Origin of the sequence: Georgenia phoenicis (assembly GCF_047302425.1) — a bacterium.
GTDB lineage: Bacteria > Actinomycetota > Actinomycetes > Actinomycetales > Actinomycetaceae > Oceanitalea.
Window position 1 is genome coordinate 3,239,470 of record NZ_CP154855.1, and the last position, 16,645, is coordinate 3,256,114.

The following is a 16,645-nucleotide window of genomic DNA, read 5'->3' on the forward strand; positions in this document are numbered from 1 at the left end:
CATTCAGGGGCCGGTCGGGGCCAACTGCACTCTCGGCGGTAACTGTGCTGTCGGCGGTAAGTGAGCTGTGGGCGGTAACTGCACTCTCGTGAGAGTGCAGTTACCGCCGGGCGCTCACGGACTCGGTGGCGCTTCAGTCGCGTCGTCCGACGGCGCCTCGGTGGTCTCCTCGTCGCTGGGCTCCGTGGGAGCCGATGAGGGCTGCTCCTCGTCCTCCGTCGGCGGGTCCGTGGCCGGCGGCGGCTCGGTGGACGGGTTCGGGTCCGGAGTGGCCTCGTCCACCGGCGGAGTGGGCTCCTCGACCGGGGGCGTCGGTTCCGGCGCGGGCTCGGTCGGCTCCGGGGCGGGCTCGGTCGGCTCCGGGTCGGGGAGCTCGTCGACGGGCAGGGAGACGAGGTGCGGCGAGACCTGGAACACGTAGACGAACTGAGGCGGGAAGTCAGCCAGGCCCTCACCGTCGATCTGCCGCACGCGCTGCACGAAGACGTCCAGGATGCCTGAGGTGAGCCACAGGTCGAGGTCGTAGCTCGGCTCCCACTCCCCGAGTGGGGAGCTCGTGAGGTCCTGGAGCCTCCAGGTGTTGTCGTCCCAGTCTGTCAGCGTCGCGAGAGTCGCCACGCCGCCGCGATCGACGTCCCTGATGATGAGGTGCACCTGGGCGGTGTCACCCGATCCCGTCACGAGAATCTGCGGCCGCGCGATCGGCACCGCCTTGGTCCCGCCTCCCCTGAGCGTGAAGGGGGTCGTTCGGAACTCCGACTCGCGGCGCTCCCATCGCGTCCCGGTCCACCGCATGACCTGGTACTGCACGATGCCCGAGCCCGAGTCCCAGTACGAGACGATGTACGGGTTGTCCTCGGCGTCCACCGTCATCGATGTCTGGTTCATGAGCTCGCTCTCCTCCGGGACTTCCTGTGCGAGCTCGGCGGTAGCTTCCTTGATCGGCACGCTGTACGGCCTCCCGGACGCGGTGACCCACTCATCACCGTCCTCGTCGGTAGAGCGCGCGTAGGCGATGTCGTGGTTCGTCGCCACGTCCGCCGTCTCGCGCCACGTCCACGACAGGTGGAGGCGTCCCTCGGCGTCGACAGCCGCCTGCCAGTAGGCCGAGCGCTGGCGTTCGCCGTTGATGAGGTTGTCCTCCACGCGCACCCACCGCTGCCTGCTCGTGTCGTAGCGATTGAGGACGACGTTGCCGTCCCCGGAGCCGCCATTGCGGTAGAGGAAGAAGAGGTTGCCGTTGGGCTGCCGGAAGAACTCCGGGTACGTCACCCCGTTCTCGAGGCCGTCGCCGATCATCCCCCGCTTGGCTGTGAGGTCGATCGAGAACGGAGCCACCGACCGTGCGTAGGTGAGCGGGGAGCCGTGCTGCCCCCACGAGACGTGGAGGTATCCCTTGCCATCCACGGTGAGGCTGATCGAGTTGTGCGCGTCGATGACGTTGCCGGTGTGCTGGGTCCAGCTGTACTCCCAGTCGCCACCGTCGCGGTCGCGGCGGGCGAGGACGAGGGTGCCGACGGCGTCGTAGTAGGCGGTGAACTGCCACCTCGTGCCGTCCGGCGCCTCGGCCGTGACGATCGAGCTCTTGCGGAAGGCCGTCGTGTTGACCGAGTTGTTCGCCCACGCCACCGACAGCTCGGACATCTCACCGACGCCGGGCTCCGCCGCGACGGGCGTGGGCCGCGCAAGGCTGTGCGCCCGGGTGCGGGAGCGGCCGTCCCAGTCGCCCACGAGCACCTCGTCGGCGGGGCGCCCGTAGTTGGTCATGAGGTCGGCCGGCCCGCCCGCGAGGGAGTTCTTCACGTGGTACTCGGTGCCGCGGCGGATGGCGATCGAGTCGGTGCCGTTGCCGTCCCAGTCGCCCACGAGGACGACGTCGCCGGGGCGGCCGTAGGGGGCGACGACGTCCGCCGGCCCACCCGACATCGTCCGCTTGAAGTGGAACTCGTTCCCGCGTCGCACGGCGATGGTGTCCGAACCGGTGCCCAGCCAGTCACCCGGGTAGGCGTCGTCGCCGGCCCTGCCGTAGGCGATGACCTGGTCGGCGGGGCCGGAGCTGATCGAGTTCTTCACGTGGTACTCGCTGCCGCGGCGCACGGCCAGGGTGTCGACGCCGTCGCCGTCCCAGTCACCGACCATGACGGTGTCCTCGGCGCGGCCGTAGCCGATGACCCTGTCGGCGGGGCCGGAGCTGATGGAGTTCTTGAAGTGGTAGACGTTGCCGCGGCGCACGGCCAGGGTGTCGACGCCGTCACCGTCCCAGTCGCCGACGAGCACCGTGTCACCGGCGCGCCCGTAGGCGATGACCTCGTGCGCCTCACCCGGCGAGATCTCGTTCTTCAGGTAGTACATGTTCCCGCGGCGCACGCCGAGAGAGTCCTGGCCGTGGCCGACCGGCAGCGAGAGGGTCTCGCGCTCGAACTGCTGGGTGCGGCGCTGGCCCTCGGTGATCTCCGGACCGATCGGGAGGCCGAGGCCGTCGACGCCGCCGCGCGCGATGAAGGGCGCGTAGAGCGGGCCCTTGACGGAGAAGCCACCGGCGGGGGTCACGTACACGGCACCGAACTGGAAGGTCTGGTAGCCGGCGCCACCCTCGAGGGTGCCGACCTCGGAGGTCGGGTAGCCGAGCTGGCCGTGGCCGCCGTCGTTCACGAAGACCTTGAAGATGCGGCCGGTGACCGGGTAGACGCCGGACGGGGTCGCGTACAGGCGGCCGTTGGCGTAGTCGCGGGCGACGGCGTTGAAGCCGACCTGGTACTGGGAGGACGTGGCCCGGCCCAGCGAGCCGGAGCCGTTGTTGAAGACCCAGGAGCTCAGCGGGCCGATCGGCTCGGGCTCGTCCGCACCGGCGGGCGTCGTGACGGCGAGGCCGAGAGCGGCGACCACGACGACAGCCAGGGTGCGGGCAACGGTCTGGATGAGCGGACGGGCCTGCGCCACGGTCCATTCCCCTTCGATCGGCGAAAAGCTACACCACAACTATCGGCGCACCGCGGTGTCTTCTGAGGCCCGTACGGTGTGACACCCGTCCCCGCCTCAGCCGCCCGGACCACGGCTACCATCGCCGTGACCGCCCTTCGTCCCGCCCCTGGGGGAACCATGTACAGACGACGCGTCGCCGCGTCCGTCGGCTCCGTCCTCGCGCTGCTGCTCAGCATGCTCGTCGTCACCGCCGCACCGGCCAGTGCCGCCGAGGAGCGCTACGACGTGCCCGCCGGCGGGGCCTGGGAGGTCCAGGGCCGCGGCTGGGGTCACGGCGTGGGGATGTCCCAGTGGGGTTCTCAGGGCGCTGCCACGAAGTCCGGACTGAACTACCGCCAGATCCTCGACTTCTACTACCCGGGCACCACGATGAACACGGTGCCCGACCGCCTGTTGCGGGTGGCGCTCACGGCCTATGCACCGGCCGACACAGTCACGCTGCAGAGTCCGCTCGGCATCTCCTTCAGCGTCGCAGGCAAGACCGTGGCCCCCGGGCGGCTGACGATCACCCGCACGGGTAGCGAGTACCGGATCGAGCACCGCACGAAGATCGACGCCACGCCCACGCGGACGTGGAACGAGGGCGGTGCCACGCTCGCGGTTTCCGCGGGCGGCAACTCAGAGGGCGGCGGTGTCGTCGTGCTCCCCCGCCAGAACGCCACAGACGGCACCTGGTACCGCGGCACCATCAACCTTGTCGGTGGCGCGGCGGCAAGAACTTTTGACGTCGTTAACCACGTGAACCTGGAGCAGTACCTGCGAGGGGTAGTCCCCCGCGAATCGCCCTCGAGCTGGCACCTCGAGGCGCTCAAGGCGCAGGCCGTCGCAGCCCGCAGCTACGGGCTCTCGGTGATGGCACCTAACGCGGCCTTCGACCTGTGTGACACCGACCGCTGCCAGGTCTACGGCGGCCGGGCCGCCGTCGTCACCGACGGCGAGACCTTCCGCCCGCAGCCGAAGGAGGCCGCCAGCACCGACCGCGCCATCCGCGAGACCGCCGGGCAGGTGCGCTGGTACCAGGGCGCCGTCGCCTTCACGCAGTTCAGCTCGACCAACGGTGGTCACACCGCGCCCGGCAGTCGGCCCTACCTCGTCGCCAAGCCGGACCCGTACACGGGGACGGCGACCGGTGACAGCCGCACGACGTGGACCGACACTCTGCAGGTGTCCACGCTCCAGCAGTACTGCCCGAACAAGAGCCAGCTTCGCACGCTCGTCATCACCGAGCGCGACGGGTACGGGCAGTGGGGCGGGCGCATCACGGGCATCCGGCTCGAGTGCACTGGCGGTAACGTCAAGCTCACGTCGGAACCGCCCGCGGATGACGAAGTTCGGAACACCCTCCGCTTCGGCATGTACTCCAACTTCTGGAAGCCCACCGCGGGCGTCGAGCCGCCGAGCGGGTTCTACCTCAACGACTCCTGGGGCCCACAGGCCAACCACGAGTTCGCCTTCGGGCGGCCTGGCGACGTCGCTATCTCTGGTGACTGGGACGGCAACGGCACCGACACCGTCGGGATCCGCCGCGGCAACACCTACCACCTGACCAACGCGCACCAGAGCCGCACCGCCCGCACCATCGCCTACGGCAAGCCGGCCGACGAGGTGCTCATCGGGGACTGGGACGGTGACGGCGTCGACACCCTCGCCGTGCGCCGCGGGCGGATGTTCTACATCAACAACTCCATCGCCTCCGGCCCGGCCACCACGGTCATCGCCTACGGCAAGCCGGGCGACCAGGTCCTCGTCGGGGACTGGGACGGCAACGGCACCGACACCCTCGCCGTGCGGCGCGGCCACATGTACCACGTGCGCAACACGATGACCTCGGGCCCGGCGCACTCGATCTTCGGCTACGGCCGCCCCGGGGACGCCGTGCTCGCGGGCGACTGGGACGGCAACGGCACCGACACCCTCGCCGTGCGCCGCGGGAACATCTACCACGTGAAGAACTCCCTCGCGGCCGGCCCGGCGGACCGGGTGGTGCCCTACGGCCGCGCGGGCGACGTCGTCCTCGTCGGCGACTGGGACGGCAACGGCACCGACACCCTCGGCGTCCACCGCGTGCAGTGACCGCGGCCGGGAGGGTCCAGCGCCCTCCCGGCCGTCGGCCCCCGCGCCGGTAGGGTGAGGGGGCACGTCGGCCACGAGAGAGGACAAGCTGTGGAGTTCCGCGAACTGAGCATCAAGGGCGCCTGGGAGATCACCCCGAAGCTGCACGGCGACCCGCGCGGCGTCTTCCTCGAGGTGTTCAAGGAGCAGGCCTTCATCGACGCCGTCGGCCACCCCTTCACGCTCAAGCAGGTCAACTCCTCGGTCTCGGCCGCCGGCGTCGTGCGCGGTGTCCACTTCGCCGAGCTGCCCCCCTCTCAGGCCAAGTACGTCAGCTGCCCGCGCGGGGCGGTCCTCGACATCGTCGTCGACATCCGCGTCGGCTCCCCCACCTTCGGCCAGTGGGACAGCGTCCTGCTCGACGACGTCGACCGCCGCTCGATCTACCTCTCCGAGGGCCTGGGCCACGCCTTCTGCTCCCTCGAGGACGACTCCACCGTCGTCTACCTCTGCTCCGAGCCCTACGCCCCGGGCCGCGAGCACGGCATCCACCCGCTGAGCGAGGAGGTGGGCATCGAGTGGCCCACGACCGCGCGCGACGGTAGCCCCCTCGAGCTGCAGCTGTCCGACAAGGACACCGCGGCTCCGGGCCTCCGCGAGGCCCAGGAGGCCGGCCTGCTGCCGCAGTTCTCCGAGGTGCAGGACTTCCTCGCCTCCCTGCGCGGGTGAGCCCCGAGCCCCTCGGCTCCCCGGAGCCCGACGGCGCGAACGGGCGCGAGGACGTCACCGCCGTCGTCGTCACCTACGAGCCGGACACCGCGGCCACCGGGCCGCTGCTGCGCGCCCTGGCCGAGCAGTGCCGGGCCGTCGTGGTGGTCGACAACGGCTCCGCACCGCAGCTGCGTGAGGAGCTGCGCGCGGCCTGCGCGGACCACGGTGCCGAGCTCGTCGAGCTCGCGACGAACGAGGGGATCGCGGCCGCGCAGAACGTCGGCATCCACCGCGCCCGCACCGGCTACGTCCTCCTCATGGACCAGGACTCCCTGCCCGCCCCCGACATGGTGGCCCGCCTCGTCGCCGCGGCCCGCTCCGCAGAGGCGGCCGGCCTGCGGGTCGGCGCCGTCGGGCCGGTGTCCTCCGACACCCGCTCCTCCACCGAGCAGATGGTCTACGTCTCGCGCCCCTGGGGCCCGCGCCGGGCCACCGCGGAGGAGATGCGCAGCGAGCGGGTGGAGGCGGCCTTCCTCATCGCCTCCGGCTGCCTCGTGCCCGCCCCGGTGCTCGAAGACGTCGGACTGATGAATGAGGCGTGGTTCATCGACCACGTCGACCTCGAGTGGGGGCTGCGCGCCCGCCGCGCCGGCTACGGCCTGTACGCCGTCCCGGGCGCGCACCTGGACCACGCGCTCGGCGACCGGCTCACCAAGCTGCCCGGCCGCGCGCAGGAGGTGCACGTCCACTCCCCCGTGCGGACCTACTACCTGGCCCGCAACACCGTGCTGCTCCTGCGCTCGGGCCTGCTCGGCGCCCGCTGGTCGGTCGGCTACGTCGTGTGGCTGGCCAAGTACCTCGCCTTCAACTCCCTGCTCGCCGCCCCGCGCCGCGAGCGGGTGCGGAGAATGGCGCAGGGCCTGCGCGACGGCGTCCTCCGTCGCACAGGCCCCGCCCCTCGCTGACCGAGGGCTACTTGCGGTAGTCGAAGTGCCAGGGCTCCGGGTTGGAGCCGCCCTCGCGGTTCCACGGCATGTTGTGCCAGCCGAAGCGCGGGCCGTTGTCGCGCAGCCACAGGTAGGGCTGGCGGCCGAAGTCGATGTCGGTGCGCCCGCCGAAGTCGATGGCCAGGCCGTAGCCGTGCGGGGAGCGGCCCGGGCGCGCGGCGGTCGGCGGACCGGTCTCGGCCCAGATGTACTGCTGGTCCGCGAGGCTGCGGTACGTCGAGAAGGGCGCGTGGTTGATCGGGAGCTGGCTGCCGAAGCGGGCGCGGTAGGCGCGATCGAAGGCCACGAGGTCCCCCACCGCGCGGCACTGGATCGCGTGCGTCGGCAGGAAGGGGATCGGGCACAGGGCCGAGTGGCTGAGGCGTCCGTTGCGGGAGTCAGCCTTGCCGGAGGTCGCGTCCACGCCCCGGAGCTGCGCGGCCGTCACCGGACCGTTCGCGTGGCGCTGCAGCGCGGGGCGCAGGCGGTGCACGCCGAGGGAGTCGACGCCGTCGCCGTTCCAGTCGCCGACGAGCATGCCGTCGGTCTCGCGGCCGAAGACGACGACGCGGTCCGCGGGCCCGGGCCGGATGGCGTCGGCGATGTAGTACGTGCGGCCGCGGCGGACGGTGAAGGTGTCCTCGCTGTCGCCGTCCCAGTCACCGACGAGGACGTCGTCATCGGGCTTGCCGTAGACGACGATCTTGTCCGCGGGGCCGGCCGCCAGAGAGTTCTTCACGTGGTACTGCGCTCCGCGCCGCACGCCGAGCGTGTCGACGCCGTCGCCGTCCCAGTCACCGACGAGGACGTCGTCGCCCGGCTTGCCGTAGCCGAAGACGACGTCGGCGGGACCGGCCGTCAGGGAGTTCTTCACGTGGTACATGTGCCCGCGGCGCACCGCGAGGGTGTCGACGCCGTCGCCGTCCCAGTCACCGACGAGCACCTCGTCCCACGGGCGCCCGTAGCCGAAGGTCACGTGCGCGCCACCGGTCGTGTTGGTGTTGCGCACCGAGAACACGTTGGTGAGGTTGCGCGAGGCGATCGTGTCGGTGCCGTTGCCGTCCCAGTCGCCCACCCAGTACCGGTCGGTCTGCGTCCCGAAGGTGAAGACCGTGTTCGCCTCGGAGGCGAAGCTGTCGGACAGGTAGAAGTCGTTGCCCCAGCCCTCGCTCTGGCCGCCCTTGGCCGTCGCTCCAGTGGCCATCCCGGCGGTCATCGCCAGGACGAGTGCGCCGGTGATCCAGCGTCGAGTTCTCATGGTGCTCCCCTCGGGTCCCGGCCAGCGTAGCCAGCCCGCCCCCGCGCGTGGAGGGACCCGCCCATGGGAAACACCACAGCTGTCGACCACTAAGGATCGCGGGAAAGCTGCCGATCTACCGCTCTGCGAGCCGTCGGCCGCGGCTGCGGACGACGGCCATCGCCGCCACCCCGAGGAGGAGGTCGGCCGCGGTGAGGACCACCCGGGCCAGCAGGACGGTGACGACGACGGCGCCCGCACCGAGCTGCCCGGCGAGCAGCGCCCCCAGCACCGCCTCGCGCACGCCGACACCGGCCGGGACGACGATGGCGAGGAAGCCGACGATCCAGGCGAGCGCGTACCCGCCGACCGACAGCGCCGCCGTCGCGAGCGTCGCCTCCATCCCGAGCCAGGTGGCGATGAGCCAGACCTGCACGCCGGCCACGACCCACCCGGCCAGCGCCCAGCCCGCCGAGCGCGCCACGCCCCCGAGGGTGAGCGGCTGCTCCAGCGGCGGGCGGCGCACGAGCCGCAGGGCGAGGCCGAGCAGTCGGTTGAGGACCGGCGGGGCGAGCACGACGACGAAGACCGGAAGCGTCCAGGCCACCCAGCCGTACTGCTCGCGGATCTCCTCCGGGCCCAGCACCACCGCGAGGACGGCGAGGAGCAGGCCGGTGACGATGGAGACGAGGATCGACACGACCATGACGGACACCGAGCGGCGCCGCGGGATCTTGTGGTCGGCGCCCATCTCGGCCGCTGCCACGATGTTCCACACGCCGCCGGGCAGGTACTTGCCCACCTGCGAGACGAAGAAGACCCGGCTGGCGTCCTTGACCGCGAGCGGTGAGCCGAGGTCGGTGAGCACCGCGCGCCAGGACAGCATGGTCAGGACGACGTAGACGAGGCTGACGAGCAGGGCCAGGGCGATCGCGCCCGGCGAGAGTGAGGCGAGCGCGCTGGACACGTCGTCCCACTGGCTGCTCACCGCCCACACGCCGAAGGCGAGCGCGGCGGTGAGGAACAGCGCCCGCGCCCAGCGCGAGCGCAGCGCGGACAGGATGCGGCTCACCGCGCGAGCACCTCGTCGAGCGGGGCGGTGACGGCGACGGCGGTGAGCTGGTCGGCACCGCGGGTGCGGTCCCGCGCCGCGGCCAAGGCGCCACGGTCCGCGGCGAGCCTGGCGAGGGCGTCCGCCAGGGCGGCGGGGTCGCCGGCCGGGACGTAGAGCGCCGCGTCCCCGAGGACCCGCCGCTGCGGAGGGGTGTCGCTCGTGACGACGGCGCAGCCCGCGGCGACGCCCTGGTAGACCTTGTTGGGCACGACCCGCTGCCCCTTGCCGGTGGTGCCGAAGATGCCCAGGCACACGTCGTGGCCGGCGACGACGGCGGGCAGCTCGGCGCCGTCGACCCAGTCGTGCCACGTGACGGTCGGGATGTCGCCGACCTCACGGCGCACGGCGTCGGCGTCCTGGCCGCTGCCGATGAGGGTGGCCCGCACCGGCACGCCCCGCTCGTGGAGCAGGCGCAGCGCACGGCCCACCGTCCCGGTGCCCTGCAGGGGGGTGAAGAGGCCGAAGAACACGACGCTCAGCGGCTCGTCCGCGGTCCGCTCCGCGGCGGTCTCGCCGGCCCGGAACCACGCACTCGTGGCGCCGACCTTGACGACGACGGCGCGGTCGCGGTAGCGCGGCGGCACGAGCTCGCGGTGCTCCTCGGTGTCGACGACGACGACGTCCGCGGCGCGGATGGCGGCGGTGTCGAGGGCGCCGAGCAGGCGGGTGCGCAGCCCGGTGGGCGTGCCGCGGTCACGGGCGGTGTCCGCGGCGAAGATGAGGTGGTCGAGGACCACGGTGGAGCGCCGGAAGAGCACGCGCGCGAGGAGCACGTCGATGTGCCCGAGGTAGCCGACGAGCACCGCCTCGGGGCGCCGGGCCCCGCGGTAGCGGCGCGTCCCGGCGACGAGCGACGCCCAGCGGCGCACGACGGTGAGCGCGACACCGGGCAGTACCCGGGGGTCGCGCAGCGCGCGGACCTTGTCCGCCGTCGACAGCCCGAGCGGCCGGTTGAGCTCCTCGACCTCGTGGCCGTGCTCGCGCAGCCCGTCGACGAGCACCTGGACGCGCGGGTGCTTGCCGACGTCGTAGGTGCCGAAGGCGAGGATCCTCACCGCTCGACGGTCTCGCCGGTGGCGAGGGTGGTGGGGTGCTGGTCGTTCTCCGGCGGGGCCACGAGGTCGAGGTGTGCCGCGAGCAGCCCGTGGCCGTTGCGGTGCTCGCCGTCGGCCGCCACCTCGGTGCGGGGGCGGTACTGCATGACCTTGATCCGCTCGAGGCTCTCCTCGAGCAGCACGCGGTTGGTGCGTTGCAGGTCGGCGATGACGAGGAGGGCGAAGCTGAGGAGGGCGCCGACGAGCATCGCGGTGCCGAAGATCAGCGACTGGACGTGGCCGCTGCCCTCGCCCTGCAGCCAGAAGATGAAGAAGCGCACGAAGGGCACGAGCGCGGCGACGAGCATGAGCGTGCCGAGCGTGCCGAGCACGAGGTGCGGCTTGAACATGAGGAAGGACCGCGTGATCGCGCCCGCGGACTTGAACATGTGCTGCCAGATGTTCTTGAAGAGCCGCGACTCACGGGTCTTGGGGTTCGTCTCGATCGGCAGCGACGCGATCCGCAGGCGCTTGTTGCCGGCCTGGATGATCGTCTCCATGCAGTAGGAGAACTGCGTGATGACGTTGAGGCGCAGCAGGGAGTTCTTCGAGTAGGCGCGGAAGCCGGAGGCGGCGTCGGGCAGCGCGGTGCCGGCGGCCTTGTTGACGACGGAGGAGCCGACCTGCTGCATCGCCTTCTTGAAGGGCGAGAAGTGCTTGATCGTGCTCGTCTGGCGGTCGGCGATGACGATGTCGGCCTCGCCGTGGACGATCGGCTGGACGAGGTCGGTGATGCGCTCCTGCGGGTACTGGTTGTCGCCGTCGGTGTTGACGACGATGTCCGCGCCGTGGGCGAGGGCGTAGTCAATGCCGTCGCGGAAGGAGCGGGCCAGGCCCATGTTGCGGGCGTGCCGCACGAAGTGCTTCACCCCGTGCTGCTGGGCGATCTCGATGGTGCGGTCGGTGGAGCCGTCGTCGATGACGAGGATCTCGATCTGGTCGATGCCCGGGATCTCCCGCGGGATCGACTGGAGCACTAGGGGCAGGGTCTCTTCCTCGTTGAGGCACGGGACCTGGACAAACAGCTTCACTGGTTCAACCCATCCGTCGTCGAGCGCGGCTGCTGGATCGTCGGGCCAGCAGCGTGTCGTGCGGTGACGCCCACGGTGTCGACGTCACACCTGCGAGACACGATACGCGGTCCCGCGGGCGCGACGGCGGACCGTGTCCCGCTTCACGCCTGGGCCGAGTCGTCCTCCGCCGGTCCCGGCGACACGGGCCGGGCGGGCCGGTCGCGGCGGGCGCGCAGGGCGACGAGGACCCACAGCGTGGCCAGGCCCGTGCCGGTGGCGAGCGCCACCCAGGGCAGCACCGACCAGCCGACGGGCTCGTAGGACAGCTCGACGACGTGCTCGCCGGCGGGCACCGGCACGCCCTGCAGGGCGTGGTCCGCCCGCAGGACGTCCACGGGCTCGCCGTCGACGTAGGCCTGCCAGCCGTCCTGGAAGGAGTCGGCGACGACGAGCATGCCGGCCCCCTCGGCGTCGACCCGGACCCGCTTGAGGTCGTCGCTGTCCGTCTCGACGTCGACGGTGGCCGGGAGCCCGGCGAAGTCGACCTCGTCGGCGTCCGGCAGGAGCGCGACCTCGGGGGGCAGGGTGGCGAGCAGCGCTGCGCAGGCCTCCTCGCAGGACTGCGCGTCCTGCGCCCAGCGGAACCGGGGCAGCGCCGTCGTCCGCTCGTACACCTGGGCGCCGTCGGTGAGGACGAGGTCGAGCCCGTCGTCGGGCGCGGTGATCGCGCCGACCCAGCCGCCGTCGGGGCCGGCGACGACGGAGACCTGCGGCTCCCCCTCGGCCCGGACCTCGATGGTGAGCGGGCCGGTGGCCGCGGCGAGGTGCTCACCGTCGACGGGGATGGTGACGAGGTCCGCGAAGCCGTCACGGACGCGGCGCTCGGCGGTGGCGACCACCTCCGCGCCGTCGCGCACCTCGACGGTGATCGTCGTCGGGTCCTGCGACTCGGCGACGTCACCGATGGGCTCGGCGATCTCGACGGCGACCCCGCGCAGGCCCACCGGCGCGAGCTCGCGGCGGGCGGCGGTCTCCTGCAGCACGACCGAGCGGGAGGCGTCCTGCTCGCCGTCGCCCTGGAGGTCGCCGACCGGCGCGACCGCGAGGTCGGCGACCCCGTAGCGGACGGCGAGTCGGTCGAGCACGAGGTGGGTGAGGGCGGGGAGGTTGGAGAGGGTGTGGTTGGTCGGCGTGAGGAACATGCCCTCGTCGACCTCCTCGAGCAGCTCCCGCCACTCCGCCGGCACGAAGGTGTGCCCGGAGAGCGAGCGCACCCCGGCGACCTTGTTCGCGCCGTTCCAGTACGCGTACCCGGCGCCGACCATCCGCTCGTGCCCGAGGTTCTCCTGCAGGAAGCGGTCGGTGCCGGTCTCCCGGAAGAGCAGCTCGGGGTCGGTGCGCGGCCAGAAGGCGCTGGTGAAGAGGAGGGCCTCGCCGACGAGCGCGAGGGGGATGAGGGCGACGACGACGCCGCGGCCGCGGAGCCCGGACATCACCCAGGCCCACGCGAGCGCGACGACGACGCCCGCGGCGAGCCCGAGGAGCACCGAGGTGCGCACCTGCGCCCACGCGGCCGGCTCGGGCGCGAGCCGGCGGGCCGCCCAGGCCGCACCGGCCAGCGCGAGCGGGGCGGCGACGACGCCGAGCCACGGGAGCACCCTCCGGGTGCCGGCCGAGCGACGGATCGCGTCGACGCCGGCGGCCGCGAGCATGGCGAACATGAGCCCGCCGATGGCACGCATGCGGTGCATCGGGGAGTTGTCCATGAGCGGCAGCATGGCGATCGTCTGGTTGAGCCGGCCGCCGAGGAAGGTGACGGCGAGGGTGAGCAGCCCGGCGACGAGCCAGAAGGTCCGGGCACCGGCCATCCGCTCCCCCGCCCGGGGCAGGACGAGGGCGGCGACGCACAGCACGAGCGCGCCCGCGCCGATGAAGGACACGCCCTCCACCGGGATGACGCTGCCCCAGCGGACCGCGTCGGTCGCGCAGGTGCCCAGGGCCTGCGGGAACGCCGCGGTGAGGAGCTCGCGGATGCCGAAGGTGAAGGCCCACATGTTCTCGCGGTAGCCGAGGTCCGTGGCACCGAGCTGCTCCAGCCAGGGCAGCAGCTGGAAGGCCACCATGAGCCCGCCCAGGGCGGCGCCGCCGGCGGCGAGCAGCGGGGCCTTGCCCCAGCGGCGCCAGGCGCCGGGCTCGGGGTCGGCGCGGTTGACGAGGACGAGGCGCAGGACGGCGTAGACGATGCCGAGGTAGACGGCGTGGACCGCGACCGCCGGGAAGCCGCCCAGCGCGAGGGCGGCGACGACGAAGGGCAGCGGCAGCGCCGAGCGCAGGGTGCGGTCCTGGACGATGCGTTCCAGCGCCCAGAACAGCAGCGGGAAGATCGCCGCGGTGCGGGTCTGGGGCCAGTTGGTCCACATGACCATGAAGCCGCTCGTCGCGAAGAGCAGGCCGCCGACGGCGCCGGCCGCCGTCGACAGGCCCAGGCGGCGGGCCCACAGCACCGTGCCCGCGACCGCCGCGACGACCTCGAAGAGCTTGAGCCAGCCGGTGAAGGAGGCGTCGGAGAAGGGCAGCGTGGCGAGGAAGAGCGGCGAGGCCACACCCTGCGGCGGGGCGGCGCCGAGCATCGCCCCGGCGGAGGCGCCGTCGTCCCACAGCGGGGCGGGGTCGCCCCCGGCGATCCGCTGGCGGAACTCCAGGGAGGAGGGGATGACGGAGTCGACGGTGTCGGAGACGCAGACGTTACGGACCTCCTCGACCGTCGTCGTCTCGATCCACGGCGCCTGCGAGCTGTCGATGAGGTCGCCGGCGGCGAAGAGCCGCAGGCCCAGCAGGGAGGGGCCGACCATGACGACGAGGAGGACGACGGGCGCCAGCCAGGCCAGCAGCGTCCCCGGGTCGGGCCGCCTCATCGCTGCCCCTTCCCCAGGCGGGACGCTACGCGCGACGCGACGGCGCGGACGCCACCGGCGCGCAGGACACGCAGCACCGCCTGCGCCCGCCGCGCGGGCGCGGTGCGGGCCAGGCGCCGCAGCGCCGGGTGGCGGCGGCGCGTGGGCCGTGCGTAGGGCTCGACATAGGCGTCGGCCGCGGAGAGCGGCTCGTCGTCGGCGACCGGTTCCCAGCCGCTCGGGGGCCGGTGGCCGTGGGCGGCGACCTCCTCGGCCGCCGCCTCCAGGGCCGCGAGGTAGGCCCGTCCCTGCAGGTGGGGCGACCACCGCAGCAGGGCCTCGCGCCGGGCCTGGGTGCCCACCCGGCGGCGCAGGACCGCGTCGTCGAGCAGCGCGGTCAGCGCGCCCACCCACTCCTCGCGGCTCACGGCCAGGTAGCCGGTCCGCCCGTCGCGCACCGCCTCCCGGAAGGGCTCGGTGGGGCTGGCGACGACCGGGGTCTCGACGACCGCGGCCTCGAGCCACTTGATCGCGGACTTCGCCTCGTTGAAGCGCGAGTCGGTCAGCGGCGCCAGGCACACGTCGACGTCGCGCAGCAGCCCGGGCAGCTCGTGCCACGGCACGAAGGGCAGGCGGCGCACCCGGTCACCCACGGCGGCGAGCGCCGGGGTGGGCTCCAGCGGCCCGCCGAGCCACAGCTCGACGTCCGGGCGCGCGCGCATCACGTCGAGGACGGCCGGCTCGACGAGGGCCCAGTCGGCGTCGTGCGTCGTCGTGCCCGAGAAGTAGCCGATGCGCGGGGGGCCGTCGGTGCGCGGGCGCTGCAGCGCCTCGTCGCTGGCCTGGGCGAGCAGCGCCCCGACCCCGTTGGCGAAGCGGCGGGCCGGCAGCCCGACGACCTCGGTCGCCTGCTCGCACAGCATCCGGGTGGAGCCGATGTAGAGGTCGGCCCGCTCCATCGTCGTGCGGTAGCGCGCCACGCCCCGCCACCACAGCTCCTCCTCCTCGGGCGGCAGCGACTCCAGGCCGTCGACCTGGCCGCGCAGCCGCGGGTCGAAGATGAGGTCGTCGATGTCGAAGACCACCGGCACCGCGGGACGGTCCGTGCGCAGCTGGTCGAGCAGGGCGAGCAGCTGCCAGGTCGCGGGGACGCGGTAGAGGACGACGGCGTCGGCCCCCGCCAGCGCCGTCTCCAGCCCGGGGTCGCGGTAGTGGCGGATCTCGGTGGTGACGCCGAGCAGGCGCAGCCCCTCGGCGGCCAGGTGGACCCGGTAGCGCAGCGGCGCGCCCTGGATCCCGACGACGAAGAGCACCCGGTCGATGGTCCGGTCGGCGGCGGCGGGGGGCGGCGGTGCGGCGGCGTCGAGCTCGGCGTAGAGGTCGAGCAGGCCGGCTGCCTGGTCGGCGAAGTCGCGCGGCGGGGTGACCGGCCCGGCGCCGATGAGCCGGTCGGCGAGCGCGGTGTCGGTGACGATCCGGCGCATGGCGTCGGTGAGCGCCGCGGCGTCCGCGGCGGGCACGACGAGCCCGTTGACGCCGTCGCTCACGGCCTCCTCGGGGCCCAGGGTGTCGGTGCAGATGACGGCGAGGCCGGCGCTGAGCGCCTCGCGGGTGAGGATCGAGTGGGACTCGCGCATGACGGAGGGCAGGACGAGGACGTCGTGCTCGGCGAGGATCGTCCCGAGCTCGGCCGGCTGGAAGCCGGGGCGGGCCGTCGCGGCCGCGGGCAGCCCGGTGGTGTCGGTGACGCCGTAGAGGTCGATGGTCCACCCGGGCAGCTGCGCGAGCGGTGCCAGCGCCTCGCGCAGGACGTCGGCGCCCTTCATCGGGTCCTTGCCGCCGGCGAAGAGGAAGCGCACGTGGTCGGCGCGCCGGCGCCCCTCGGCGGGTGCCGGGATCGCGGGCAGGCCGTTCTCGTCGACCCGCACCCGCTCGGGGTCCACCCCGTTGGCGACGAGGACCCGGGCGGCGCTCGCGGACGGGGCCAGGACGACGTCGGCCGCCGCGAGCTGCTCGGCGAGCCCGGCGTTGCGCTGCTCGAGCCACTCGTGGTCCACCTCGCACGGGCAGGTGCCGCAGCCGACGACGAGCGAGCACGGCCGCATGTCCCGGGTGACGAGGAACTGGCGCGCGCAGAACCACCAGAAGTCGTGCATCGTCACGACGACGGCGGCCCCGGCGTCCTTGGCGGCGCGCACGAGGGAGCCGCCGAGGGTCTGCACGGAGTGGACGTGGACGACGTCGGGGCGCACCTCGGCGAGCCAGCCACGGAAGTCGGCGTCGACCTCGGGGTTGTCGCTGTTGCGCGGGTCGGACCACCCGGTCCACGGGGTGGTCGTCACCCAGCGGACGGTGACGCCGTCGTCCTCGTCGGTCCAGGTGCTCAGCGGCTCCCGGCTCTCGTCGAGGTGCCCGGCGTAGACGAGGGACTCGTGCCCGGCGTCCGCGACCGCCCGCGCGACCCGGTGCGGCACCAGGGTGCCGCCACTGACGAAGTTCGGCGGGAAGTGGGCAGAGACCTGGACGACGCGCACCGGCACAGCCTAGCCGGGCGGGACGACG

General features: G+C 73.0%; 10 protein-coding genes. 3 read left to right on the forward strand and 7 right to left on the reverse strand.

Going from position 1 to position 16,645, the window contains the following annotated elements; genetic code table 11:
- Positions 1-114 precede the first annotated feature (114 nt).
- Positions 115-2,940 (reverse strand): BNR-4 repeat-containing protein, encoded by a 2,826-nt coding sequence (locus AA0005_RS15400; protein WP_413451008.1) that lies wholly within the window; start codon positions 2,938-2,940, stop codon positions 115-117.
- A 159-nt stretch (positions 2,941-3,099) separates the two neighbouring features.
- Between AA0005_RS15400 and AA0005_RS15405 the strand changes: the two genes are divergently transcribed.
- The 3 genes from AA0005_RS15405 (at position 3,100) to AA0005_RS15415 (ending at position 6,710) form a co-directional block, all read left to right on the forward strand.
- Complete coding sequence (locus AA0005_RS15405; protein ID WP_413451009.1) at positions 3,100-5,055, forward strand: SpoIID/LytB domain-containing protein; 1,956 nt, start codon at positions 3,100-3,102, stop codon at positions 5,053-5,055.
- Between the two features lie 90 nt (positions 5,056-5,145).
- Entirely contained in the window at positions 5,146-5,763 is a 618-nt protein-coding gene (locus tag AA0005_RS15410) for a dTDP-4-dehydrorhamnose 3,5-epimerase family protein (RefSeq protein WP_413451010.1), read from the forward strand.
- The gene (locus AA0005_RS15415; RefSeq protein ID WP_413451011.1) at positions 5,760-6,710 is read left to right on the forward strand and encodes a glycosyltransferase family 2 protein; all 951 of its coding nucleotides are present in this window, start codon (positions 5,760-5,762) and stop codon (positions 6,708-6,710) included. Before AA0005_RS15410 ends, AA0005_RS15415 begins: the two co-directional genes overlap by 4 nt.
- 7 nt (positions 6,711-6,717) lie before the next feature.
- Here AA0005_RS15415 and AA0005_RS15420 read toward each other — a convergent pair whose 3' ends face one another.
- The 6 genes from AA0005_RS15420 to AA0005_RS15445 all read right to left on the reverse strand — a co-directional run bounded on the left by AA0005_RS15420 (position 6,718) and on the right by AA0005_RS15445 (position 16,617).
- A complete protein-coding gene (locus tag AA0005_RS15420; protein ID WP_413451012.1) occupies positions 6,718-7,989 on the reverse strand; it encodes a D-alanyl-D-alanine carboxypeptidase family protein in 1,272 nt (423 codons plus the stop codon).
- Positions 7,990-8,104: 115 nt separating this feature from the next.
- On the reverse strand, positions 8,105-9,040 hold the full coding sequence (locus tag AA0005_RS15425; RefSeq protein WP_413451013.1) for a lysylphosphatidylglycerol synthase domain-containing protein: 936 nt from the start codon (positions 9,038-9,040) through the stop codon (positions 8,105-8,107).
- Positions 9,037-10,137, reverse strand: a complete 1,101-nt coding sequence (locus AA0005_RS15430; RefSeq protein ID WP_413451014.1) for a glycosyltransferase — start codon at positions 10,135-10,137, stop codon at positions 9,037-9,039. Before AA0005_RS15430 ends, AA0005_RS15425 begins: the two co-directional genes overlap by 4 nt.
- A complete protein-coding gene (locus AA0005_RS15435; protein ID WP_413451015.1) occupies positions 10,134-11,207 on the reverse strand; it encodes a glycosyltransferase family 2 protein in 1,074 nt (357 codons plus the stop codon). Before AA0005_RS15435 ends, AA0005_RS15430 begins: the two co-directional genes overlap by 4 nt.
- Positions 11,208-11,350: 143 nt before the next feature.
- On the reverse strand, positions 11,351-14,104 hold the full coding sequence (locus tag AA0005_RS15440; protein ID WP_413451016.1) for a YfhO family protein: 2,754 nt from the start codon (positions 14,102-14,104) through the stop codon (positions 11,351-11,353).
- Positions 14,101-16,617 (reverse strand): glycosyltransferase, encoded by a 2,517-nt coding sequence (locus AA0005_RS15445; protein WP_413451017.1) that lies wholly within the window; start codon positions 16,615-16,617, stop codon positions 14,101-14,103. Before AA0005_RS15445 ends, AA0005_RS15440 begins: the two co-directional genes overlap by 4 nt.
- Positions 16,618-16,645 lie beyond the last annotated feature (28 nt).